This is a genomic window from Pedobacter sp. Leaf250 (assembly GCF_920984735.1).
Classification (GTDB): Bacteria; Bacteroidota; Bacteroidia; order Sphingobacteriales; family Sphingobacteriaceae; genus Pedobacter.
This window is the reverse complement of the sequence record NZ_CAKLBU010000026.1, coordinates 1-25,178: the sequence shown is the minus strand read 5'-3', so window position 1 is coordinate 25,178 and position 25,178 is coordinate 1. Positions and strand designations below refer to the sequence as shown.

At 36.2% G+C, this 25,178-nt stretch carries 24 protein-coding genes; 15 read left to right on the top strand and 9 right to left on the bottom strand.

The genetic code is table 11. The features are described 5' to 3' along the window. Window positions 1–136: 136 nt before the first annotated feature. Window positions 137–640 (top strand): RNA polymerase sigma factor, encoded by a 504-nt coding sequence (locus LUA91_RS18485; protein WP_231427591.1) that lies wholly within the window; start codon window positions 137–139, stop codon window positions 638–640. Then, window positions 630–1,238: a hypothetical protein gene (locus LUA91_RS18480; protein ID WP_231427590.1), complete on the top strand. Its 609-nt coding sequence runs from the start codon at window positions 630–632 to the stop codon at window positions 1,236–1,238. The genes LUA91_RS18485 and LUA91_RS18480 overlap by 11 nt, the downstream gene beginning before the upstream one ends. Before the next feature lie 140 nt (window positions 1,239–1,378). Here LUA91_RS18480 and LUA91_RS18475 read toward each other — a convergent pair whose 3' ends face one another. Beyond that, complete coding sequence (locus tag LUA91_RS18475; protein WP_231427589.1) at window positions 1,379–1,990, bottom strand: NUDIX hydrolase; 612 nt, start codon at window positions 1,988–1,990, stop codon at window positions 1,379–1,381. Here LUA91_RS18475 and pyrE point away from each other — a divergent pair. From pyrE to LUA91_RS18440, 7 genes are all read left to right on the top strand, one after another. Then, window positions 1,989–2,648, top strand: a complete 660-nt coding sequence (pyrE, locus tag LUA91_RS18470; protein ID WP_231427588.1) for an orotate phosphoribosyltransferase — start codon at window positions 1,989–1,991, stop codon at window positions 2,646–2,648. The genes LUA91_RS18475 and pyrE overlap by 2 nt on opposite strands. A gap of 35 nt (window positions 2,649–2,683) precedes the next feature. Further along, a complete protein-coding gene (locus LUA91_RS18465; RefSeq protein ID WP_231427587.1) occupies window positions 2,684–3,082 on the top strand; it encodes an SRPBCC family protein in 399 nt (132 codons plus the stop codon). Between the two features lie 136 nt (window positions 3,083–3,218). After that, window positions 3,219–5,888: an alpha-L-rhamnosidase gene (locus LUA91_RS18460; protein ID WP_231427586.1), complete on the top strand. Its 2,670-nt coding sequence runs from the start codon at window positions 3,219–3,221 to the stop codon at window positions 5,886–5,888. A gap of 263 nt (window positions 5,889–6,151) precedes the next feature. Further along, a complete protein-coding gene (gene clpB, locus LUA91_RS18455) occupies window positions 6,152–8,752 on the top strand; it encodes an ATP-dependent chaperone ClpB (protein WP_231427585.1) in 2,601 nt (866 codons plus the stop codon). Between the two features lie 377 nt (window positions 8,753–9,129). Next, on the top strand, window positions 9,130–9,783 hold the full coding sequence (locus LUA91_RS18450; protein WP_231427584.1) for a hypothetical protein: 654 nt from the start codon (window positions 9,130–9,132) through the stop codon (window positions 9,781–9,783). A gap of 10 nt (window positions 9,784–9,793) precedes the next feature. Further along, the gene (locus LUA91_RS18445) at window positions 9,794–10,291 is read left to right on the top strand and encodes a hypothetical protein (RefSeq protein ID WP_231427583.1); all 498 of its coding nucleotides are present in this window, start codon (window positions 9,794–9,796) and stop codon (window positions 10,289–10,291) included. Window positions 10,292–10,440: 149 nt separating this feature from the next. Next, a complete protein-coding gene (locus LUA91_RS18440; protein WP_231427582.1) occupies window positions 10,441–11,139 on the top strand; it encodes an outer membrane beta-barrel protein in 699 nt (232 codons plus the stop codon). Window positions 11,140–11,178: 39 nt separating this feature from the next. Here LUA91_RS18440 and LUA91_RS18435 read toward each other — a convergent pair whose 3' ends face one another. After that, window positions 11,179–12,381: an MFS transporter gene (locus tag LUA91_RS18435; protein WP_231427581.1), complete on the bottom strand. Its 1,203-nt coding sequence runs from the start codon at window positions 12,379–12,381 to the stop codon at window positions 11,179–11,181. A gap of 103 nt (window positions 12,382–12,484) precedes the next feature. On the opposite strand from LUA91_RS18435, the gene LUA91_RS18430 reads away from it, so the two are divergent. Beyond that, complete coding sequence (locus LUA91_RS18430) at window positions 12,485–13,042, top strand: NADPH-dependent FMN reductase (RefSeq protein ID WP_231427580.1); 558 nt, start codon at window positions 12,485–12,487, stop codon at window positions 13,040–13,042. Window positions 13,043–13,256: 214 nt separating this feature from the next. Here the strand turns inward: LUA91_RS18430 and LUA91_RS18425 are convergent, their stop codons facing one another. Beyond that, the gene (locus LUA91_RS18425; RefSeq protein WP_231427579.1) at window positions 13,257–14,912 is read right to left on the bottom strand and encodes a M28 family metallopeptidase; all 1,656 of its coding nucleotides are present in this window, start codon (window positions 14,910–14,912) and stop codon (window positions 13,257–13,259) included. A 130-nt stretch (window positions 14,913–15,042) separates the two neighbouring features. Between LUA91_RS18425 and LUA91_RS18420 the strand changes: the two genes are divergently transcribed. Further along, entirely contained in the window at window positions 15,043–15,363 is a 321-nt protein-coding gene (locus LUA91_RS18420) for an MmcQ/YjbR family DNA-binding protein (protein WP_231427578.1), read from the top strand. A 4-nt stretch (window positions 15,364–15,367) separates the two neighbouring features. On the opposite strand, the gene LUA91_RS18415 is transcribed toward LUA91_RS18420, so the two are convergent. Further along, a complete protein-coding gene (locus tag LUA91_RS18415) occupies window positions 15,368–15,898 on the bottom strand; it encodes an NAD(P)H-dependent oxidoreductase (protein WP_231427577.1) in 531 nt (176 codons plus the stop codon). A gap of 99 nt (window positions 15,899–15,997) precedes the next feature. On the opposite strand from LUA91_RS18415, the gene LUA91_RS18410 reads away from it, so the two are divergent. Then, the gene (locus LUA91_RS18410) at window positions 15,998–16,474 is read left to right on the top strand and encodes a winged helix-turn-helix transcriptional regulator (RefSeq protein WP_370633676.1); all 477 of its coding nucleotides are present in this window, start codon (window positions 15,998–16,000) and stop codon (window positions 16,472–16,474) included. Window positions 16,475–16,739: 265 nt separating this feature from the next. On the opposite strand, the gene LUA91_RS18405 is transcribed toward LUA91_RS18410, so the two are convergent. Beyond that, on the bottom strand, window positions 16,740–19,247 hold the full coding sequence (locus LUA91_RS18405; protein WP_231427576.1) for a DPP IV N-terminal domain-containing protein: 2,508 nt from the start codon (window positions 19,245–19,247) through the stop codon (window positions 16,740–16,742). A 175-nt stretch (window positions 19,248–19,422) separates the two neighbouring features. On the opposite strand from LUA91_RS18405, the gene LUA91_RS18400 reads away from it, so the two are divergent. The 3 genes from LUA91_RS18400 (at window position 19,423) to LUA91_RS18390 (ending at window position 22,552) form a co-directional block, all read left to right on the top strand. Next, window positions 19,423–20,301: a polysaccharide deacetylase family protein gene (locus LUA91_RS18400; protein WP_231427575.1), complete on the top strand. Its 879-nt coding sequence runs from the start codon at window positions 19,423–19,425 to the stop codon at window positions 20,299–20,301. Window positions 20,302–20,460: 159 nt separating this feature from the next. Next, window positions 20,461–21,342: a polysaccharide deacetylase family protein gene (locus tag LUA91_RS18395; protein ID WP_231427574.1), complete on the top strand. Its 882-nt coding sequence runs from the start codon at window positions 20,461–20,463 to the stop codon at window positions 21,340–21,342. Between the two features lie 40 nt (window positions 21,343–21,382). Next, entirely contained in the window at window positions 21,383–22,552 is a 1,170-nt protein-coding gene (locus LUA91_RS18390) for a DUF3298 and DUF4163 domain-containing protein (protein WP_231427573.1), read from the top strand. A gap of 97 nt (window positions 22,553–22,649) precedes the next feature. Here LUA91_RS18390 and LUA91_RS18385 read toward each other — a convergent pair whose 3' ends face one another. From LUA91_RS18385 to LUA91_RS18370, 4 genes are all read right to left on the bottom strand, one after another. Continuing rightward, window positions 22,650–23,102, bottom strand: a complete 453-nt coding sequence (locus tag LUA91_RS18385) for a 3-oxoacyl-ACP synthase (protein WP_231427572.1) — start codon at window positions 23,100–23,102, stop codon at window positions 22,650–22,652. A gap of 53 nt (window positions 23,103–23,155) precedes the next feature. Further along, a complete protein-coding gene (locus tag LUA91_RS18380) occupies window positions 23,156–23,500 on the bottom strand; it encodes a DUF1801 domain-containing protein (protein ID WP_231427571.1) in 345 nt (114 codons plus the stop codon). Between the two features lie 82 nt (window positions 23,501–23,582). Then, window positions 23,583–24,155 (bottom strand): nitroreductase, encoded by a 573-nt coding sequence (locus LUA91_RS18375; RefSeq protein ID WP_231427570.1) that lies wholly within the window; start codon window positions 24,153–24,155, stop codon window positions 23,583–23,585. 143 nt (window positions 24,156–24,298) lie between these two features. Continuing rightward, window positions 24,299–24,853, bottom strand: a complete 555-nt coding sequence (locus tag LUA91_RS18370) for a hypothetical protein (protein ID WP_231427569.1) — start codon at window positions 24,851–24,853, stop codon at window positions 24,299–24,301. Between the last annotated feature and the right edge of the window lie 325 nt (window positions 24,854–25,178).

The window sequence follows — 25,178 nt, the reverse complement described above, 5'->3', positions numbered from 1 at the left end:
GATGTAACGTTTTTAAAAATCGAATACCAATTGAGTAAATAAATCAAATTATGAAAGCTCAATCGCTGAAGGTTTTTAGAAAACTCAGTTACATTTTCAAATAATTCTATTCATTTAGCAAATCCTAAAGCACTGAATGAAAGAAGCTGAAAACATATTTCTCTCCCTGATTAATCAGCATAAAGCGATTATACATAAAGTTTCGAAAATGTATATGGACGATGCCGAGCAACAGCGGGATTTGTTTCAGGAAATCGTGATGCAACTCTGGAAAGCCTACCCAACTTTTAAGGGCAATAGTAAATTCTCTACCTGGATGTATCGTGTGGCTTTAAATACTGCTTTGGTTTACTTCAAAAAGGACAATCGAAAAGTTGACAAAACACCGCTTGATGAAAATATCGATGTGATTGATATTAATGAAAATGAATCAAAAGAAGAGAAACTCGCCTACCTGTACAAAGCCGTTCAGGAGTTAAATGCAATTGAAAAAGCCTTAATATTCCTCTTTCTTGAAAATCAATCACATAAAGAAATTGCCGAAAACCTCGGTATCAGTGAAGTGAATGCCCGGGTAAAACTCAACAGAACTAAAGAAAAATTACAATTCATCATAAAGAAAAATGGTTATGAATTTTGACGAATTAAAAAACGAATGGAATGCATATGGTGCTGAAGAAACCAACATTTCGGAAGATATGCTTAAAATTAAACAAGCCCGAACACCTATTGATATCATCAGGAGAAAAATGAAACACGAATTAAATTATCAGTTAGTTGCATTAGTTTTAATGGCTGCATTTCCTTACCTATTCGGACTTTCGCCCCAAATGAAACTGGTATATCTGGCTTTTTATGCAATTACGTGTGGTTTTACAGCTCATTATTTTTCTAAATTTTACCGTTTCTATAAAAATTCATATGATATGACCATGGACAGCAGAAAAAGTATTCTTTGGTTTTTCTACGAAATGAAACTAAATATCGAGCTATACAAAGCACTCACTTACATTATTGCTTTTATATGGGTAGGTTTTATCGCTGTTTATTTGCTTATAGAAAAAACTGGTGCAATAAATAAAGTTTTAGCCAAACTTTCGCCTACTTATATACTTTTGAATTGTTTCGTAACTATTATTATTATCGGCATTATAACCGAACTCTGGGCTTGGTATTATTACGGTAAGTATCTTAAACGTGTTAAAAAAATAGTTGATGAGTTGGATTTTGAGAATTAATAAAAATTTTAACCATAGATGTACAGGATGAACACAGATTCTTTACATCACCTACAATTGAATAATAGTTGATGTAACAGGTTATCAACTTTTCAACTTACAAGCAAACTTAAGTTTTCGATTAGGGACGAAATCAAACCTTATAAAATTCCGCCAGCCTTCAACACATCCATAATCGATGGAAAAGTGTTTTTTACCACAGGACCAATGTGCCCTTTATCTAACCAAACCGCCTCATCAATTCCCTCCTCTTTTTGAGGAATTAATTTTGGTTCGCCTTTAACTTTCATTTTATACCAACTGGTTTTTTTAATTACCATTCTTGATCCAATTGGATAAACATGATAGGTTTTGCAAAGCTTTTCTTCACGTTTAAACACTTTGATTCCACACTCCTCTTCTACCTCTCTAACGGCGGTTTCTTTCATTTTTTCGCCATCCTCAAGCTTTCCTTTTGGCAAATCCCACTTTTTATTTCTGAAAATAAATAGATAATTACCATTTGCACTTTCTACCAAACCGCCGGCTGCTTTTATAATCTCGCAGTTCTTTTTCAGCTTCCTGAATGTTTCTTGTGGGTTTTTACTTAAAAAAATGTAGCTTTTTTTTGAACCGTTTTTTAATTTTTTATAAAATGTCTGCAAATCAAAATCCTGAAATTCAAGCTGTTGAATTTTTTCTTTTTGTTCTGGCAAAACATCTGATATAAAGAGGGTGTTATCGTTAATATAAATTCTGTATTTTTGAGCCATGTATAATAAAAGTGATATTGAATTAAAGGTAGCGGAATTTTTATTACAAATAAAGGCAATTAAATTGCAACCTAATAATCCTTTTACTTGGGCATCTGGTTGGAAGTCGCCAATTTATTGCGATAACCGGATTACGTTATCTCATCCACAAGTTAGAACGTACATTCGCCAGAAGCTGGCACAAGCTATCCAGGAGGAATTTGGTTCGGTAGATGTAATTGCTGGTGTAGCCACAGCCGGTATTCCCCAAGGTGTTTTAGTAGCACAAGAATTGGGTTTACCTTTCATCTATGTTAGGGCAAAAGCAAAAGAACACGGTACCGGAAGTTTAATTGAGGGTGAGGTTGTAGAAGGCCAACGCGTGGTAGTTATTGAAGATTTAATTTCTACAGGAAAAAGCAGTTTACAAGCAGTTGAAGCATTACGATCTGCAGGTTTATCAGTTGCAGGCTTAGCCGCAATTTTCACCTATGGGTTTGAAAAAGCTGACGAAAATTTCGCCGCTGCAAAATGCCGTTACTTAACTTTATCTAACTACGCTGCATTAATTGAATATGCTGCCGAGCACAGTATAATTGCAAAAAACGATATGGAGTTGTTAGGCAAATGGCGCTTAAATCCATCAGAATGGGGTCAGGTGGTAAGTCCTGAATCTTAATCACAGAATAAGAAACTAACCTATAAAATATTATAATGACAATAATTGAAAGCGCTGTAGAAGTAAATAAACCTGTTGCCGAGGTTTATGCTTTTCTCTCTAATATGAACAATCATCAACAATTAATGCCCGAAAATATTTACAATTGGGAATCAACTGAAGATGATGCTCGTTTTACCATTCAAAACATGGCTAAATTGGCTATCAAAATTTCTAATCGTATAGAAAACCAGGAATTAACAGCCATTCCAACGGAAAAAGTTCCATTTGATATAGAATTAAAATGGACAGTTGAAGATAATGGAAACGGAACTACTACAGCTAAACATATTATTTCAGCAGATTTAAATATGATGATGAAAATGTTGGCATCTGGTCCGCTTCAAAAATTAGTAGATCATCAAACAGAGAAATTACAAGAGATTTTGGGTTAATTTTAACAAGTTAAGTTCATTTTAAATATAATTCTGGCGAAGATTTTTCTTCGCTTTTTTTATGCGTAAAAATTCTATTGATGTTTATTTATCAATATTAAATTTTGATACCTTAGTTAAAGCTAAGCCCCAAATTATGAGATTTAATTTCCTGAAAATTTCCATTCAGATTCTATTCCTTTTCACAGTTTCCAATGTTTTTGCACAATCACTAACTGCATTAAAAGCTGAATATTTAACCAACCCAATCGGATTGGATAATCCAAATCCTCGGTTTACCTGGCAAATGAATGATGCCCGCCAAGGCGCAAAACAAACAGCTTACCGAATACTGGTTGATGTTGATTCCACATCTTTGGTCAATCAAAAAGCAGTCATGTGGAATACTGGTTGGATTAAATCTGACGGGAATTTGGCTTCTTTTTCCGGCAAACCACTAAAACCTTTTACTAAATATTTTTGGAGGATTGATGTAATTAATGGAAGCAAAAAAACTTTGAGTAAAATAGCAAGTTTCGAAATGGGAATGATGAACATGGCCAATTGGCAAGGGGCTTGGATATCAGACAATGAAAATATTAAACTTAAACCTGCACCGTATTTTAGAAGTACGTTCAATTCTGCAAAAAAAGTGAAATCTGCCAGGGCCTATATTGCTACCGGAGGTTTGTACGAATTATCGATCAATGGAAAAAAAATAGGCAATCATCGCATGGATCCTATGTATACCCGCTTCGACAGAAGAACATTGTATGTAACCTATGATGTGACCCAAGAAATTAATCAAGGAAAAAATGCCATTGGAGTTTTGTTAGGCAACGGTTGGTATAACCATCAATCAACTGCGGTTTGGTATTTTGACAGAGCGCCATGGAGAAACCGACCAGCATTTTGTTTAGATGTTCGCATAACGTATGAGGATGGAACCACTGAAACCATAAAATCAGGTAAAGATTGGAAAACAGCTTTAAGTCCGATCGTTTTTAATAGCATTTATACCGCCGAACATTACGATGCCCGAATGGAAAAACCCGGATGGAATACTGCTAATTTTGATGATAAAGAGTGGAAAGCTGTGATGTATCGCTCTGCCCCATCCAAAAATATTGTTGCTCAAGCCCTTCACCCCATTAGAAATGTGGAAGAAATTTCAACCAAAATGATCAAAAAAATTAACGATACCACTTACCTTTTTGATTTGGGAAGAAATATTTCTGGTGTAAGCAAAATAAAAATTGATGGCCCCGCTGGTACAGTAGTGAGGTTAAAACATGGAGAACGTTTATATGCAAATGGCAGATTGGACATTTCAAATATCGATGCACATTATCGCCCAACGGATAATACAGATCCCTTTCAAACCGATATTTTAATTTTAAGTGGTAAAGGTGAGCAAAGTTTCATGCCACATTTTAATTATAAAGGTTTCCAATACGTAGAAATTACTACCTCCGCTCCTATTAAACTGAAGAAAGAAGATCTTGTTGGTTATTTTATGCATAGCGATGTTCCGGTTTCTGGCGATATAAAATCATCAGAATCCATCATTAACAAAATATATTACGCAACAAATAATTCATACCTATCTAATCTTTTTGGTTACCCAACTGACTGTCCGCAGCGGGAAAAAAATGGCTGGACTGGAGATGCGCAAATTGCCATTGAAACCGGACTGTATGGTTTTGATGGGATCACCATTTACGAAAAATGGTTGGCCGATCATCGAGATGAACAACAGCCAAATGGCGTACTTCCATCTATTATCCCTACCGATGGTTGGGGTTATGAATGGGGAAATGGACCAGATTGGACAAGTACCATTGCAATAATTCCCTGGAATATATATTTATTTTATGGTGATAAAAAACTACTTGCCGATTGCTACGATAATATCAAAAAGTATGTAAATCATATCGATGAAACTTATCCGACAGGCTTAACCACCTGGGGTTTGGGCGATTGGATTCCGGTAAAATCCAAATCACCAGTTGAATTAACCTCTACCTGTTATTATTATGCTGATGTTATAGTTTTAACAAAGGCAGCTAAAATTTTAGGAAAGGAAGCTGATTTTCAGAAATATACAGCGTTAGCAAAAAGGATTAAAGATGCCTTCAACGCTAAATACTTAAACAAAGCTACAGGTATTTATGCTTCCGGAGTACAAACAGAAATGAGCGTACCGTTATATTGGAAAATAGTACCAGAGGAATCAATTCAATTAGTTGCAGAAAATTTAGCAAAACGTGTAGAAGCTGATGGTTTTCATTTAGATGTTGGTTTACTAGGCACAAAAGCGATTCTAAATGCCTTATCAGAAAATGGGTACAGCGATGTGGCTTATAAAGTGGCAGCGCAGAAAACTTATCCAAGCTGGGGCTGGTGGATGGAAAATGGTGCCACAACATTATACGAAAATTGGCCAATTGATGCAAAATCCGATATTTCGATGAACCATATCATGTTTGGAGAAATTGGTGCTTGGCTATATAAATCTCCTGGTGGTATCAAGCCAGATGAAAGCCAACCTGGTTTTAAGCATGTGATTTTAGATCCACACATTATGGAAGGATTAGATTCTTTCGAGGCCAGCCATGTTGGTCCATTTGGAAAAATTATCAGCGCATGGAAAAAAACGACTAAAGGTATTCAGTACGATATCACTATTCCCGCTAATTCAACCGCTACAATTAGTTTAAGTCTTGTTCGTGGATCAGACATTTTTGTAAATGGAAGAGCAAATAATATTGAGAGAATTAATTTGGTAGCTGGAAAGTATGTTATCGAACGTAGATATAAATTATAGCTCTTTATTTATAACATTTCGTAACCTGAACCTTACTGATATAAATCCCAATATTTTTTTCAAGAGTAAATAGAAAGAAGTACAGTTTCCAAAAATAACAAACGCACATTTCCATATCATTTTAAAAAACCTTTAAACGCCAAAATTTCAGCACAAAACACTAATAATCAGAAAATTAGTCACACAAAACAAAAACATACCGACAAAATTTCCGATTCAAAAATCAAATTGGCTATGGCATTTGTTTTGACTAAAACGGTTATATGAACTTCAACAATTTTACAATAAAAGCCCAGGAAGCAATTCAACAGGCTTCTGAAATAGCCCAAGGCAATCAGCAACAGGCTATTGAAACGGCACACCTCCTTAAAGGTTTGCTTACTGTTGATGAAAACGTAGTTTCTTATGTTTTGAAAAAACTAAACGTTAACCTTAATTCCTTAAATCAAAATTTAGATGCAGAGATTGCAAAATTTCCAAAAGTAAGCGGAAGCAATGTCTATTTGTCATCAAATACCAATAGCGTTTTGCAGAAAGCGCAAACATTTTTAAAAGAATTTAAAGATGAGTTCGTATCTGTAGAGCACTTATTACTGGGAATTCTAGCGGTTAACGACAGCACTTCAAAATTATTAAAGGAACAAGGTGTTAATGAAAAAGACCTTAAAAAAGCAATTATAGAATTGCGTGGCGATAACAGAGTTACTGATCAAAATGCAGAAGCAACTTATCAAGCTTTAAGCAAATATGCCCGTAATTTAAATGAATACGCAGAAAGTGGCAAGCTTGATCCGGTTATTGGTCGCGATGAAGAAATTCGTCGGGTGATTCAGATTTTATCACGCAGAACGAAAAACAATCCCATTTTAATCGGAGAACCTGGTGTTGGTAAAACTGCCATTGCCGAAGGTATTGCGTTTAGAATTATTAAAGGTGATGTTCCCGAAAATTTGAAAACCAAAACCGTTTATTCTTTAGATATGGGTTCACTTATCGCAGGTGCGAAATATAAAGGTGAATTTGAAGAGCGGTTAAAAGCAGTTGTTAAAGAAGTTACGCAGAGTGATGGAGACATTGTTTTATTTATAGATGAGATCCACACCTTGGTTGGCGCAGGTGGTGGAGAAGGCGCTATGGATGCTGCAAACATTCTAAAGCCTGCTTTGGCTCGTGGAGAATTGAGGGCAATTGGAGCTACTACTTTAGATGAATATCAAAAATATCTGGAGAAAGACAAAGCACTCGAACGTCGTTTCCAAAAGGTAATGGTTGAAGAACCAGATACTCAGGATGCCATTTCCATTCTTCGTGGTTTGAAAGAACGTTACGAAACCCACCACAAAGTGAGGATTAAGGATGAGGCCATTATTGCGGCAGTAGAAATGAGCCAGCGGTATATTGCCGACCGTTTCCTGCCAGATAAAGCCATCGATTTAATGGATGAAGCAGCTTCAAAATTACGTATGGAAATGGATAGTGTTCCTGAAAATGTTGATGCCTTAGATCGTGAGATTATGCGCTTGGAAATTGAACGTGAAGCCATCAAACGCGAAAAAGATGATCGGAAAGTTAAAGAACTATCTGAAGAAATTGCCAATTTATCCGCAGAGCGTGATGAATTTAAAGCAAAGTGGCAAGGTGAAAAAGACCTGGTTGATGCGGTAAATAATCAATTGGAGCAAATTGAACACTATAAACTGGAAGCCGAACAGGCTGAACGTGCTGGAGATTATGGTAAAGTTGCCGAAATCCGCTATGGAAAAATTAAGGAAGCACAAGATCAGGTAGAAATACTGAAATCAGATTTAGAGAGTCAGCAAACGGATAGCCGAATGCTTAAAGAGGAAGTTACAGCTGATGATATTGCGGGTGTAGTGGGCCGTTGGACAGGGATTCCGGTTACGAAACTAATCGCCAGTGAGAGAGAAAAATTATTGAATCTGGAAGCGGAATTGCACCAACGCGTAGCTGGTCAGGATGAAGCGATTGAAGCCATTTCTGATGCCATCCGTCGCTCTCGTGCAGGTTTGCAGGACAAACGTAAACCCATCGGATCTTTCATTTTTTTAGGCACAACCGGCGTGGGTAAAACAGAGTTGGCGAAAGCACTTGCTGAGTTTCTATTCAACGATGAAAATGCTTTGACCCGAATTGATATGAGTGAATATCAGGAACGCCATGCGGTTTCTCGCTTAATCGGTGCGCCTCCGGGATACGTAGGTTACGATGAAGGCGGGCAGTTAACGGAAGCTGTTCGACGCAAACCGTATTCTGTTGTATTGCTCGATGAGATTGAAAAAGCCCATCCTGATGTGTTCAATATTTTACTTCAGGTTTTAGATGATGGCCGTTTAACTGATAATAAAGGCAGAACGGTGAATTTTAAAAACACCATCATCATCATGACATCGAACATTGGTGCTCATTTGATTCAGGATAATTTTAAAAATTTGAGTGATGAAAACCGTGATGAAGTAATTGCGAAAACGAAAAACGAATTGTTCGAGGTATTGAAACAAACAATTCGTCCGGAGTTTTTAAACCGTATTGATGAACTGATTATGTTTACGCCTCTAAATCGCAACGAAATCAGAGATATTGTGTCACTTCAATTTAAACATGTTCAGCAAACTTTAGCTGAAATGGGTATTGAAATGGATGCATCGCCTGAAGCATTAGACTGGTTGGCACAATTGGGTTACGACCCGCAATTTGGTGCACGACCATTGAAACGTGTTATTCAAAAGAGAATATTAAATGAATTGTCGAAAGAGATATTGGCCGGTAAAATAGATAAAGACAGCAAAATTAAGCTCGATATGTTTGATCATAATTTTGTGTTTCTGAACCAAAACCAGGATTAAGCAAAATCATTTAAACAAGATCCCGTAGATTAATTTCTACGGGATTTTTTTTGTGTTTAAAAATTGGATAATCGTCATTGCGAGGTTTTTTTTTTCATAAGTGGCAATCTGATTAAGTTAATTTATCCAAAGCAGTTATTCCCGCGTATTTAAGAATCTAAAAGCATTAAGATCCCCAGTCAAGCTGGATGACGACCGTTGATGTAATAAGTTCATAAAATATCAGTAGTGTTTTCCATCATTCTCGCAAAAGCGGGAATCTTAAAGCATCTAAGTAAATTAAAATCCACAATTAAGATGAGGATGACAGCCAAATTTCGGTATTGCTTTTTGTATCAAATTTGATTATTATTGATTACACACAAAAACAACACAAAATGAAACCTAAATTAATCATCATGGCACTGTTATGTGCCGTCAGTTGGCATAGCTATGGCCAAACTGAAAAAGGATCAGGCTTTGCCGGAATAAGCTTCAGCTTCGGAACTTCGAAACAAAATAATTCAACACCATCCATCAATACCTTTACCGCAACACCAAGGGGTGGCTATTTTATCAAAAACAATCTAGCTATTGGTCTGGAAATTCCATTAAATCTATCTAGGCTTCGCGGAGAAAGTTATATCTCTTGGGATGAAGAAGACGGTAGATATGAAGATCGCTACGGACCAAAAGAATTCAGTTTTGGCTTATCTCCTTTTATAAGAAAATATGTTGATGTAAAAGAAAGGTTTAAGTTTTTTGTACAAGCTAACCTGCTTTTGCAAATTAATACATTCAATAGAATAGATGATGCCGGTTATTTGATCAGAACCGACGTCAGGCCAAAAGGTTGGGGCGCCAGCTTAACTCCAGGCTTCACTTATCTCCTTTCGGATGATTCAAGTATCGATTTTTCATTCCCAATACTGACATTTTTTCATCAGAATTATTATGCAGAAGAATCACTTTATAATTTTGATAAGAAGAACAATTTACGTTTGGCGTTAGATAACTTCACCCCTACTTTTACCATTAATTTACACTTTTAACTCCCCTCTCATGAAAAATATATTCGTAAAAGCTTTAAACTTGAAAAGCTTAGCCATATTCCTATTTTTAACTTTTTCCCTACACGTAAATGCACAACACTTTCGTGGCAAAATAGAATATTACAGCAGTGCATTTCCTTCAGAAGATGGGAAGATCAAATCTATCAACAACACTAAAATTGAATACTATAATTCTGTTTTTAAATCTGAAGATGGAAAAGTAAAATCAATTGGCGATACCCGAGTAGAATATTACAACAGTGTTTTTCCTTCTGAAGATGGCAAAATAAAATCAATTGGTAATGTGCGTTTGGATTATTACAATTCGGTATTTCCTTCAGAAAATGGAAAACTTAAATCAATTGGCAGTATAAAATTTGAATATAATAGCAGCGGCTTTAATAACAGCGAAGGCAAAGTGAAATCGATTAGTAATGATGGTGAAAATCTCGATTCGGAAAATGCATTAGACACTTATTATTTCATTGAAAGGCTAAACCACCAATAAAATTACTAATCAAAATTTTGGAAAATGCAGCTTGCCATAAGCTGCATTTTTTATTTATTGATAATCAATATTTTAAAAATTAAAATAACTAACGAAATAGTTTTACAACCTTTTTGTGTTATCATTGAGGACACAAAAACACAAATGAAATGAAAAAACAATTATTATCTCTGGCGGTGCTATGCGCTGTCGCATTCACAGTTAATGCCCAAACTGAAAAAGGTAAAAACTTAATTGGTGGTTCAATTGGGTATTCAAAAAGTGAAAGCAAACCCACAATCACATACCCAAATAATTACGCTTACGGGGATGGAGAATCGACATCCTTCAATGTAAATCCAAAGTTTGGTCATTTTTTTAGCAAAAATTTAGCGATAGGTTTAGGTATCGGATATTACGAAACTAAAAATATTTCAGATTTAAATTTCCTGGATGGAAATAGTTTAATTACCTCAACTTCAATCCAAAGAAATAAGTCTTTTAATGTGGGGCCTTTTGTTAGATATTATGTAGACATTGTAGAAAAGTTCAAATTTTTCGGACAAGGAAGTTTTGATATTGCCTTTGGCAAGTCTAGCCAATCACAAAGTGGCAGCGGTAGTTACAATTATCAGCGTTCAAATTACAAAACTGGAGCGTATAGTGCCTCAATTAATCCAGGATTTGCATTTTTTCCAGCAAAGAAATGGGCCATCGAATTTTCTTTCCCATTGTTATCATACAATAACACTAGCATAAAAGATGATGGTGGTATTAATTCATCCAACTCCCAAGCGAGTGAAAATAACAGCTTCAGATTTGGATTAGATACCTTTGTGCCAAGTTTAGGATTTAACTTCCACTTTTAGTCATATAAAATCCCGCCTTTTATCAAGGCGGGATTTTTTTTATTTCTTCTTTGTTTCAATATTTGGCAAAAAGCCGGTGAGCAGCCCAATTAGCGGAAGGAAAGCACAAATGTTGAATACATATTCAATACTGGTAGAATCAGCCAATTTACCCAATAGGGCAGATCCTATACCGCCCATTCCAAAAGCGAAGCCGAAAAATAATCCAGCTACTAAGCCTACCTTTCCAGGAATCAATTCTTGGGCATAAACCAATATGGCTGAAAATGCCGAAGCTAAAATCATCCCGATAGGAACTATTAAAACGCCAACCCAAAACAGATTGGCATGTGGCAAAAGCAATGCAAATGGTGCCGTTCCTAAAATCGAAGCCCAAATCACATACTTACGGCCAATCTTATCTCCAATCGGACCACCTAATAATGTTCCCGCAGCAACCGAAAACAAAAACACAAATAAATAAATCTGTGAAGTTTGAACCGAAACATCGAATTTATTGATCAGGTAAAAAGTGAAATAACTAGTTAAACTGGCCATATAAAAATACTTCGAAAAAATAAGCAAGAGTAAAATAACAACCGAGAAAACGATTTTATTTCTTGAAAACTGATTAACAACACTTGCAACAGCAGCCTTTTTACTTCTGGCGACCACAAAACCTTTGTACCAATTGCCTACATAACTCAAAATTACAATGGCCAGTAAAGCGATAATGGAAAACCAAACCACACTAAATTGTCCGTATGGAACAATGATCCAGGCGGCCAATAGCGGTCCTAAAGAACTTCCTGCGTTACCACCCAACTGAAAAACCGACTGCGCTAAACCTCTTTTCCCTCCGGATGCTGCATGTGCCATTCTTGATGCTTCCGGATGAAATATCGATGAACCCACACCAATTAGGGCTACGGAAATCAGCATTGTATAAAAATGCGTGGATTGCGATAAAGTAATTAACCCTATCAAAGTAAAACCCATTCCCACGGCAAGCGAATAAGGTTGAGGCTTTTTATCGGTATATAAACCAACAAAAGGCTGAAGTAACGATGCTGCCAATTGAAAGGTAAGTGTAATTAATCCAATTTGTGAAAAGCTTAATCTATAATTTGTTTTAATGATTGGGTAAATCGCTGGGATCAGCGATTGGATCGTATCATTTAATAGGTGTGAAAAACTAAGCGCAAATAAAATTGGGAATACTGTTTTTTCGATAATTGCTTTGGAGGGATTTTGCTCGGTCATAAGGGGATTGCTGGTATACAAAAATAGCAATTATAATTTTTTATTCTGAACGGTATGTCCTTGTGGCGCTCAAACATTTTGATTATGCTGTGGTTTAATCGATATGGAAAAGAATAAAAAAATTGTTGGCTTGTGTGGAAGTCTGAGAAAAGGTTCATACAACGCCTTGTTGCTTAAATTTGCAGGTAGTTTAGTTCCCGAAGGAATTGAATTTGAAATTGTTCCTTTTGATGATGTTCCTGTATATAATGCAGATGATGATACGCCAGAAGTAGCAGAAAGACCAGCAAGCGTTGTTAAATTTAGAGCGGCTTTGGCACAAGCCGATGCTTTTATTATCGCTTCTCCGGAATACAATTATTCGATTCCAGGAGGCTTGAAAAATGCCATTGATTGGGCGAGTAGAGGTAAAGATGCACCTCTAATGCATAAACCTGTTGCCATGCTAGGTGCTACACAAGGTATGTGGGGAACGGTGCGTATGCAAACTGCCTTTCTCCCAGTTTTTACCTTTCTTAACATGAATCCGGTTTTGCAACCTGAAGTATTGATTGCCCAAGCACAGACTAAATTTGATGAGGAGGGGAATTTGACCGATGAGAAAACGATTAGTTTAATTCAAAGAAAAATCGAGAACTTGATTGGTGCTTGTAAAGTTTAAGGATCGCCGATAATGAACAGTCGTCAACCTTAAGTTTACGTCTTTGGGAAATCGTCTTTTTTATAAATTGAAGCAATCTCATCATTTCTTATGATGTGAGATTGCTTCGTTCCTCGCAATGAGGATTGTACTTAATAACAGGTTATCCGCTTTAAGATTCCCGCATACGCAGGAATAACGATTATCAACTAGATGCAAATTTAATCTGAGCTTATTATTTCTTCTTCTCCCTAATCGCTTTAAATTCCGAACCCGATTTCCATTTTGGATAAACATCTTCGTTACTTAAACGATAACCCATATCGAAAACCAATCGCACATCTTCTACAATCCCCGATAAATCCCAGGTTTTGGCATCGAAATTATCCTGTGGAGAATGGTACCTAAACTTCGTAAAATCGGCGACTTGTTTCAAGCCCCATTCCCTTCCATTTTTCACATTATCTACTCCTGAACCCGTAAATAAAGAAGGTACCCCCACTTTTGCCAGGTTGAAATGATCAGAACGGTAATATAAACCCGATGATGGAACTGGATCAGGAACCACAACCCTTCCCTGTTTTTTGGCAGATTCTGCAGCGTAATCCTCCAACTCCGACTGACCGAAACCATACACCACAATATCTTTTGTTTTACCAGCGATGCCCATCATATCCATATTGATGTTGGCCACCGTTTTATCCAGAGGGAATGAAGGATGTTTAGCATAATACTCTGAGCCCAATAAACCCTGTTCCTCCGCTGTGTAGGAAATAAACAAAATGGTACGCTCCTGTTTTTTAGGAAGTTTTTTAAACGCCGAAGCCAACTCAAACAATGAAGCCACACCGGTTGCATTATCAACTGCACCATTGTAAATCGAATCGCCCTGAATCTTTTCTCCAACCCCCAAGTGATCCCAATGTGCTGAATAAATAATGGCCTCATTCTTCTTTTTATCGCCCGGTATTTTAGCCAAAACATTATAAGTCACCGATTTTTTAATGTTATTTTTTACCACGAGCGAAGTAGTAGCATTCAGATCCACCGCTTTAAAATCTTTCTTTCTAGCAGCTGCAAATAAAGCATCGCTTTGGCCAGCCAATTGGAAAAGTTGCTTGGCTTTATCCAATGAGATCCAACCTTCTACTACTGTTCGGTTCATCCCATTATCGGCCGATTGCAAGGTCAGTTTTGATTTCGACCAGCCACTTCTCACAACACTCCAAGGATAAGCCGCAGGTTCGGTATCATGAATAATCAAAACCCCAGCAGCGCCTTGTCTCGAAGCTTCCTCAAATTTATATGTCCAGCGACCATAGTACGTCATATTTTTGCCCTTAAACAGCGTTGAATCTGAAAAGCCAGGATCATTGATCATCACCACGACTGTTTTCCCTTTCACATCCAGGTTTTTATAATCATTCCATCCATATTCTGGCGCCACAATACCATAACCTGCAAAAACCAAAGGCGAGTTACTAATACTTACCTCATTTTGTACCCTTCGGGATCCGGCAACGAAATCCGTTAAATAATCCAGATTTAAATTACCACTCTTTCCTTTGATTACCATTTTACTTTCAGGTACCGATTTAATTTCCACCATAGGTACTTCCTGAAAAAAACTATCGCCATTTCCTGGTTCTAAGCCCAGTTTCTCAAACTCACGTTTTAGGTAATTAATGGTTTTGGTTTCGCCATTGGTAAAGGGTTTTCTACCTTCCAGACTATCCGCAGCAATAGCAGATAAATATTGAGTTAAGCTCGAATCGTTAATCGCTTTAATGGCCAACGAATCTGGCCCAATGGCATTGCCGCTTTCTGATGCTTGCTGACAAGAACTTGCAAACAAGGCAATTGCCGCTCCATAAAATAAAATTTTGTTCATTAAGGATATTTTAGGCTGGTAATTTAGGAAAAAATAGCGATTTGATGTTTTTGGGTTTTAAGGGCAGAGTTTGATTCACCATTTACGATTTCTAAAATAATGGATAAGAAAACTATTCTTATATTTAACTATGGCAGATTTAGAAACTTTCAAGCAATTTTCATTATCGTTTCCAAATACCGTTGAAGCACCACACTTTGAGAAAACTTCATTCAGGGTAAAAGGAAAAATTTTCGCTACCCTGAATATTGATCAAAAATTAGCCAATCTCAAATTTTCGATTGCTGACCAACAGCAGTTTTGCGCATTAAGCAAATCAATTTATCCGGTTAATGGCAGTTGGGGCAAAAGTGGATGGACTTCCATCGAAATCGAAAATTTAAGAGATGAACTGCTATTGGAAGCATTAGAAAGTGCATACAATGAAGTTGCTCAACCCAAAAAGAAATAAGTTGCTACAAAGCCCTCAAGAAATCTAAATACTGATCTACACTTTGCTCAATCCTATCTGGCGTTGCATGATATTCTATGCCATAATAAGCAAATATTGGTCTGAAATCTGCTTTAACATATTCAAAGCTAAGTTCAAATGGTCGGGTAAGTTCTGCCAAAGGATATTTGTAAATCCCTCCAGGATTTAATTCTTCTTCGGTAACGCCTAATGATATGGCTAAAGTAATTTTCTTTCTCAATATGGGATATCCGCTCTTGCTACCGTAAGCCCATCCGTGGAGTAAAACGTCATCTAACCACTTTTTTAAAAACCAGGGGCTATTAAACCAATAATAAGGAAACTGGAAAACAATTTTATCATATTTTTCAATCAGTTTTTGCTCTGCCAACACATCTATTTTTCCATCTGGATAAGCTTCGTGAAGTTGATGAACAACAAATTGATCAGGAAATTTTTGAAGTTCTTCTATCCATCTTTTATTGATTAATGAGTTTTTAATATCTGGGTGAGTGACAATGATTAATGTTTGCATTTTATCGAAATTTTAAATTATTTGATACAAAAGTAACACCCTTAGCATGGCTTTTGTATATTAACAACCCATTGTTATGTACTATATAAAATGTAAGTAATGACTGATATTAAAGAAACATCGACCAATTTCGCCAATAAACAAGCTTTGGCAGATGAATGTCCGGAAGCTTATGCCACAAATATTATTGGTGGCCAATGGACTTTGGTAATTTGCTCCTGGCTACTGGATGGAAAATTAAGGTTTGGCGAACTAAAAAAGCGTTTGCCTAATATTACAGAACGGATGTTAACCCTGCAGTTGCGCAAATTGGAAGAAAATAAAATCATCATCCGAACGGTTTATGCAGAGGTTCCGCCAAAGGTGGAATATGAACTTACTGAAATTGGATATGCACTTAAACCGATTATTAAAGCGCTTGAAAATTGGGGAGCAAAGCACAAAATTTTGGTTGAGGGTTTAGAGAAAATTTCATTTCAAACTAAAAAATTTAGCCTTCTTTGCAAGGATGCAGGAAGCGGCAATCTCCTTCTATTTCATTATTTATTCCGTAATGAGATTGCCACGAAACAATGAAAAATTGTTTCTCGCAATGACGAGTGTGTTAACTGAGCGCCAAACTAAACCACTCGCCTTCCTTGCGAGGAGGCATAACGTGGCAATCTCATATTCGCTATTTCAATATTTATTCAACGATGAGGTTGCCACGAAACGATTAAAAATTCTTTCTCGCAATGACGAGTATATTAATTGAGCGTCAAACCAACCCATTCGCCGTCCTTGCGAGGTGGCACAACGTGGCAATCTCATCCATAATTGATCTAGAATGAAGTTTTAATTTCTACTTCCCAGTCTTCTCAATATCCCGATCCATTTCTACCAAATCCACATCTTCCGGGCTGGAGAAGTCGCCGATTAAATATTTGTTAAAGTGATCTGCTAGTTTCCAAAATGCATATTCTGTCATATCTCCAAAACCATGGCGCTGACCTGGAATAATCAGAAAATCGAAACGTTTTCCAGCTTTCATCAATGCGTTTGCTACTCGAATGGAGTTAGCAGGATGCACATTATTATCAACATCACCATGCATCAATAATAAATGCCCTTTTAGGTTTTTAGCTAAATCAGGATTTTTATCAATACTGTATTTAAAAGAGGTATCGCCTTTCAACGAAATCACTTCCTTTACACCATGGTGTTTTTCGCTCCACCAACGATTATAAATGCTATTATCATGGTTACCAGCATTTGAAACAGCCGCTTTGAAGAAATTTGGATAAACCAACATGGCTGCAGTAGACATGAACCCACCACCTGAATGACCGGTAATTCCAACTTTCGTATCATCTATATAACTGTATTTTGAAGCCAATTGTTCAATTGCCGTTTTCTTATCAGCTAGCCCATAATCACGAAGATTTCCGTAACCGTAAGTATGGTACCATTTAGAACGTGAAGGATTTCCACCACGATTGCCCACCGTAATTACAATATAACCAAACTGTGCCAAACGCTCTGTGCGATCCATGGCTTTGCTAAAAGCTTTATTTACCGCTTCTGTTTGCGGACCAGGATAAACATATTCTACAATTGGATATTTTTTGTTCGGATCGAAATCAAACGGTTTATACATTACACCATATAAATCGGTGATGCCATCATCAGCCTTAACAGTAAAAGGCTCAGGAAATTTATAACCTGCAGCCATTAGTAAAGATAGATCTGTTGCTTCAAGCTCCATCACTTTTCTACCACTCTTATCGTACAACGTAGATTTTGGAACCGTGTTTACCCTTGAATAGTTATCAATAAAATAAGTATTGTTATCATTCATGCTAATGGCATGATCAAAATTGCCAGCATTTAACAACTTCATGTTCGAACCATCGAAATTAATGCTGTACAAGTGTAAATAGTATGGATCTTCCTTCCCTTCTCTCCCATTTGCAGTAAAATATAGCACTCGGTTTTTCTCATCAATATTTACAATGCTCTCACAGTGAAAAGAACCTTTGGTAATTTGGTTTTTAAGTTTCCCGTTACCATCAAAAAGGTAAAAATGAGCCCAGCCATCACGTTCGCTCCAGTGAATTAATTCTTTTCCATTGTTTACCAATCCTGGGCGATTAACTTCAACATAAGTATTAAAGCGCTCATCAATTAATGGTGTAACCTTGCTGGTTGCAATATCGATGGTTCCAATATCAATTCGTTTTAAATCGCGACTGGTGCGGGAAAAATAAAGTTTGCTATCATCGCCCAACCAAACAGAAGGACGAAACTCATTATCACGATCTTTTGCCAAAGCAGGTTTTCCCCAAATAGAAATACTTTGATCTTTAAAAGCAGCAACATTTAATTTTTTAAATGATTTTGCAGGAAAATCAAAAAGTAAAATTTCATCCTGTGGCGCTTCTGCTTCACCAGGCATTTGATATTTATAGGTTTCTAACGTTGGTCGGCCAGGTGTTACACTGTTAATTACCCATAAATCTTTAACCTTTCTAGAATCGGTACGATCCAAAACAAAGTATTTTGAATTTGGCGACCAAAGTACGTAAGCACCACGTCGTTTCTTATTGTTCTTTTCGTTCTCTACATTGTTTTCACCATCGCCATCACTCCCATACGAGTAAAATTTTACGCCATCTTTTGTCAGTTGATGCTCTACAATGGTACTATCCTCTTCATTTTTTACCGCTTTCTTGTAGTTTTCTTTATCCATCCAATACAAATTGTAGTTGCGTGAAAAGATAATGGCCGATGAATCTGGCGCAACCGATCCCCAGCTTGGTTTTGGTTTAGGTTTACTAAAATTTGGAACTTCAGTTAACTTTGCGGTAGCCAGATCATATTTAAAAGAGAAGATCTTTTTTTGTAATGAATCAGCAGCTTTTTTATCCTTACGATCAGGTTTTATCTCGTCAATAGAACTCTTTACTTCAAAAGAAATACTTTTTTCATCGGAAGCAAATTTTAAATTTTCTAGAGGCAAATGTTCTGCATCAAAAGGATCACGCACTACCATAGTAATATCAGCAGCCAATTTAGCATTATCGAATATTTGTTTTTTGCTTTTCGCTGCTGGATCTACCAAATACCAGAACTTCCCCTTAGGATTTTCGAAGGTATACCAAAAACGATTGCTCAATTTTAACCAATGTGGATCAACCGATGTGGAATAAACCATTTTTTTTAGCTTATTCGGCGAAAATCGCGAAGCGAGTTGGTAATTGGCTTTTGGTTGCGATTGAATATTTTCAGTTAATGTGAAAGTTTTGTTTTGTGCCGCTACTGTTAGGGATAAAAATTGCGCACAAAGAACGAGTTTGTAAAGTTTGTTCATCAAAATTTGTTTGAGGCGCTAAATTATTTAATAAAAGCTGATTGTGATCTGTAGATATTGTAATAAAACAGTTAGTTAGCGAAATTTTTCTCTATGGAAATTATTTATCAACAACTCCTATTTGAAGTATAATTCATTAGCAGATTTTATAGTTTTGTATCCATAATATTTAACTATGAAATACAAATTATTAACCATTATAACGGCTGGAATTATCTTATTTACCAGTTGCCAGTCTAAATCTCAAACGGAAAGTAAAGATGGAATAGATTCAACTGAACAAACATCAAAAACAGAAGAAAATCCTTCAACACCTGTTGATGTTTCGAAAATAAAAGTAGCCGATGCCAAAACGATTTTAGCTAGAAAACAGGTTCCGATTTTATGTTATCACCAGGTAAGAAACTGGAAACCAACGGATGGCAAAGTGGGTAAGGATTATATCGTAGAGATTCAAAACTTTAAAGACCAGATGAAAATGTTGGCCGATAGCGGTTACCATACCATTCTGCCCGATCAGCTTTATGCTTATTTAAATACGGGCGCTGCTTTGCCAAGCAAACCGATTATGTTAACTTTTGATGATACCGATCTGGATCAGTTTACCATTGTAAACCCAACATTGAAAAAGTTAGGCTACAAAGCAGTTTATTTCATCATGACTGTTTCCATTGGCAAAAAAGGAAAATTTGTAGATTATATGAGCAGCGACCAAATTAAACAACTTTCTGATGAAGGCAACGTAATTGGCTCACATACTTACGACCATAAAAACTTTAAAAAATACGCTGGTAAAGATTGGGAAGAACAATTAGATAAACCAACAAAAAGATTGGAAGAAATTACGGGTAAAAAAATGACTGAATTTGCCTATCCATTTGGTTTGTGGAATGCCGAGGGAATTCCAGAGTTGAAAAAACGTGGTTTCAGAATGGCTTATCAGTTATCAACGAAACGCGATGAAAAGGATCCTTTATTTACTATCCGCAGAATTATAGCAAGTGGCTACTGGAGTCCGAAAACATTAAGCAACAGCATTAAAAATAGTTTTTAAGCATTAAAACCTCGGCGAAAGTCGGGGTTTTTAATTTAAACCCCTTTTACAAGGCAAACATTAAAACCAGGCATTACTGATCATGAATGAACAACTTTTGAAAAAATATTTATAATTTCTTAAAACGCTGTATCTTTGATTAAATAATATAATAAGAAGTTGAAAATAAATCTTAAAACAACCGCTCAATCCCTTTTTACTGCAATATTCTTTGCATTCACTTTAATTTCATGTTCTAATAATCAGGCAAAAGAAAACGCTGAAAAACTGAACACTTCCATAGAAACTAAAGTTGATACCGCTCAACAAAAACCCGCAGATGCCAAAACTATTCTTGCCCGACGCGAAGTCCCTGTTTTGTGCTATCACCAAATTAGAAATGCTTTAGCAAGCGATAGCAAAAGAGCTGGCGATGATATTATTTCGCCGGATAAATTCAGGGATCATATCAAAATGCTGGCCGATAGTGGCTACCACACCGTTTTGCCAGATCAGCTTTATAATTATCTTGTGTTTGGCGCAAAACTTCCTGAAAAACCTATTATGATAACGTTTGACGATACCGATATGGATCAGTTTACGGTAGGCAACGCAACATTAAAAAAGTATGGCTTTAAAGGTGTGTATTTTATCATGACGGTTTCTATCGGGCGAAAAGGTCGAATCAATTACATGACCAAAGAAAATATTAAACAGTTATCGGATGAAGGAAATACGATTGCGAGCCATACTTATGATCATAAAAATTTTGCACACTTTACCGATGAAGATTGGAAAACACAGATCGATGAACCCACTAAAAAACTGGAAGAAATCACAGGAAAAAAGGTGGAATATTTTGCCTATCCATACGGTGTTTTCAAAGCTTCAAACTTGCATAAATTAAAAGAACATGGTTTTAAAGCCGCTTTTATATTGTCTACAGCTAGAGATGAAAATTATCCTTTGTATACCATCCGCAGAATTATAGATCCGGGAAGATATTCGGCCAAAAACCTTTATTACAGCATTAACAAGAGTTTTAATAAAACAAAATCATAGTTTCAACTGTAAAATAGGTACAATACCTAACTGTTTTACCATGAGAAAATATTTTCATCTTGCTCTTTTTAGTCTGTTCATTTTATCTTCTTGCAACAATTCAAAAAACAATCAGAATACCGAAAGTACAACCGATAGTATAGCAGTAACAAAAACAGAATTACCTGATAATTTTTATAAAAGATTAGAAGGCACCGTTGCTGGTAAACCTGTTGTGGTGAATTTGCAAAAAGTTAATGGAGAGGTTGATGGAAACTATTTTTACGGGGGATCATGGCTAAATCTATCTACAGACACCTCAATTGGAACTGACAGCTTAGTATTATTTGAGAATAGTTTTTACGATTATTATTTCGATAAAGATGCAAAGCAGAATCGTTTAGCCCTAAAGTGGATAGGAAATGGCTTCAAAGGAATGTGGTTAGACGGGAAAGGATCTAAAAATTTCCCTATTTTATTAACAGAAAAATATCCTGAAGGAAGTTATAAATTTACTACCAACGCTTATGCAGATTCGATTAAAGCTTTTGCCGATAAAGAAAAATCTCCAATGGCAACGATTGATTTTGAATATTTAGAGGTGACTGAAAAAGATGAAAATAGTAAGTGGATAGATGATCAACTTAAACGCATTTCAGGCATTAATTTAGCCACAACAGATAGGCAAACTGGCTTAAAAAAAATCGCAAGTGATTATCTTGCCGATTATAGAAAGGAAATTGCAGATCAGCAAAAAACCGGACCAGATCGAGGTTTTGAGCAATGGATGAATTATTCGAGTAACAGTCAGCAATCTGTCTCCTACAATCAAAACGGCTACGTAGTAATCGATTTCTTAGCAGATGCTTACACAGGTGGTGCACACGGGAACTACGGCAGCACGATGTTTTGTTTTGATGTGAAAAATAAAAAACAAATGGTTTTAAGTGATGTGGTTAAAATTGATTCTAACACACTGCAATCACTATTAGAAAAAAACCTGAGGAAACAATATAATATCAAGACCCAAGATAAAATAAGCAGCGTTCTTTTTGACGATTTTTTAAAGCCGAATAAGAATTTCTATTTCAATAAAAACGGTTTGGCTTTTATGTACAATCCTTACGAGGTGGCCAGTTATGCACAAGGTCAAATTGTTGTATTTATACCATTTACGGAGTTGAAACCTTACTTAAATCCAGCATTTGCGGAAAGAAACGGGTTAAAGTAAATTTAACTGACGAAGTTTTGCCGGCAAGAGTGGATGAGAAACTTCGTCAGTTTTATAACAAAGCATAAACAGACCTTCAAATCCCTACAATCAAATCCTACAAAATCTCTTCAATCAGATATTTCTTGCCGTTAAAATTTAATTCCTCACCAACCTTTTTGCCTATAAATAATTTTCCAATCGGCGATGCTTGTGAAACTGCAAAATATGTTTGTCCACCGTATTTAAGTTCGCCTGCACTAATACTGATGTAAAAATTTCCGCTTGCAGTTAATACTAAACTACCATTTTTTACTTCTTTAGCCGCATCTACATGCTCTACCTGTTGCAAAGTTATTTTCTGTTGACCAGCCTCGTATAGCAGTTTACTATTCCTATCCATTTCCTGCTGCATCATTTCCCGGGTGGTTTCATATTTATCACCGGCACTACTTTTTGTATCGTCGTTTGATGCTTGCCTGGCTTGTTGCAATGAATATTCAATGTTCTCTATCCTATTTTGAATAAAGGTTAAGCAAAGCTGATAAAGTTCCGATTTTAAGGTAGACATGTTTTAATAATGGGAGAAAGAAAAGGGTAAAGAATTTGATAATAGTAGATAGATTAACTGCGTAAATAAAGGGCTTGCCTAAGAATAGATTTTATCTTTTTTTCTGGGATATCTTCGAGATGATTAATCAGTAAAATTTTCATTCTGGCTCTTTTCTCCCGCAATAAATCTTCATGGTCAATTTTATTACCATCAACCAAACCAATGTAAGGCTGCCGGTATTTTTTATGAATCCAAATATAGCAGAACATTTTTCCTTTATAATAATAAAAAGGCAAGCCATATTTCCAATGTTCAGTAATATCTTCATAACCAATAAGCAGCAACCTTAAATATTGAAGGCAACCCTTTATTGGTTCATCTTTTTGTTCGAAGAAATTATCTAATGGATTAAGCATATTTTAAGAAATCGATTTATTGTTTTATTGCTACTGCTAGACATTTTTACTAACCAGCCAACCAAATAACTAACCAACTAATCTATTCCTCAATCCACTTTACTTTTTCAGCCATTGAAGTGCGGTTTGGCTCCCATGGTTTTTCATTATGATAGCCCATATAGAAAAGACCAATACATTTTTCGTTTTCGGCAAGACCTAAAAATTCGCCCAAATCATCTATCAAAGGTGGAGAACTCCAGTAAGCGCCAACCCTTAAACTTTCGGCAGTTAAAGCCATATTTTGAACCGCACAAGATACCGCTGCCAATTCTTCCCACTCAGGAATTTTGCCGCTAACAGCCATGTTAATTGCGATGATACAATTCGCCTGACTGGTTTTTTCGGCAAAGCTATCATACTTTTTTTGTAAGAATTGCTGTGGAGAAACAAGTTGTTTATACAATTTACCAAGCTCCTCGCCTAGCCTTGCCAAACCGTTTTTTCTGATTACAGTAAAACGCCAGGGTTGGGTTAATTTATGTGTTGGTGCATAATTTGCAGTTTCCAGAATTTGATTGATAACTTCTACAGGAATTTCTTTATTTATATAACTTGCCGGAAAAATACTGCGGCGTTCTTTTATAACTTTTGAAACTATATCGTAATTGCTCATGGTGTAAAGATAAGGGAAAAGGTGGAAGGATTAGGCTGTAAGGCTATTACTCCATAAACATTTGACTTTTTAATGTCTTCACACTCTACACTTTTTTACGCTGTACTTTTCACTTTGTACTTTTCACTTTGTACTTTTCACTTTCAACTTTTAACCCTGAGCTGCTTCCTAATCTGTTTTACCTTTGCAAAAAAGGCAATGCTTTCTTTGTCGACTAAAAACTCCATAGTTTCTATCAGCTCATTTTTAATCCAGTTATGTTTAGGAACTAAATTGGCAAGAATGTTTAAGCAATGAGATTTTACCGCAACAGGAATTTTTTCATCAATTAGCCAGGCAAAAACAACTTCTAAAATTTGTGTTGTATCGTAATGATTGATGATGTTTTTTACATTAGCATTGGCTTTATTATGCGTAATGAAGGCCAAAATTTTCACATAATGCCGCAGTGCCGATAAATTATGCTGAAAAGGAAGTTTTTCGAGAAAGTAATTTGCTTGTGGCAAAAACCTTTCCTGGTGATTGGAGTACAAGCGTTCTAAAATCCATGCCGCTCGGAAGCCAATCTGCTCATTTCTGTCAAAACTCAAATCAATTAAATCTTTGACAGAAAAAGTTTCGCTAGAAGCAATTGCTGCCAGGTGTTCAACTTTATTTTTCCCGATTGGATGCTGTATAATATCTATTAAAAGCTGCATAAAACATAAAATTAAAAAAAATTACTATCAGCTGAAGCAGACGGCAATTAAATATCAAACGGGAAAGGCATGAGGCTAAATCCATTGCCTTTGGATTCAATAAACGGATAATAGAATTGCAAGTGGACTTTAGCCAATAAATACTATGGGTTTTATATCTAGCCAAAAGCACCAACCTTTGTTCAATAAACCCGATTGAACGGAAATACTCCTATGATTAATATTAGTCATTTAGCATAGAAAAGGCCAAAGCTTTCCTTTAGAGCAGCAGACATTTATTATCTGCCGTTCTTCCGGACATTTCTTTCTCATTACAAATATAATA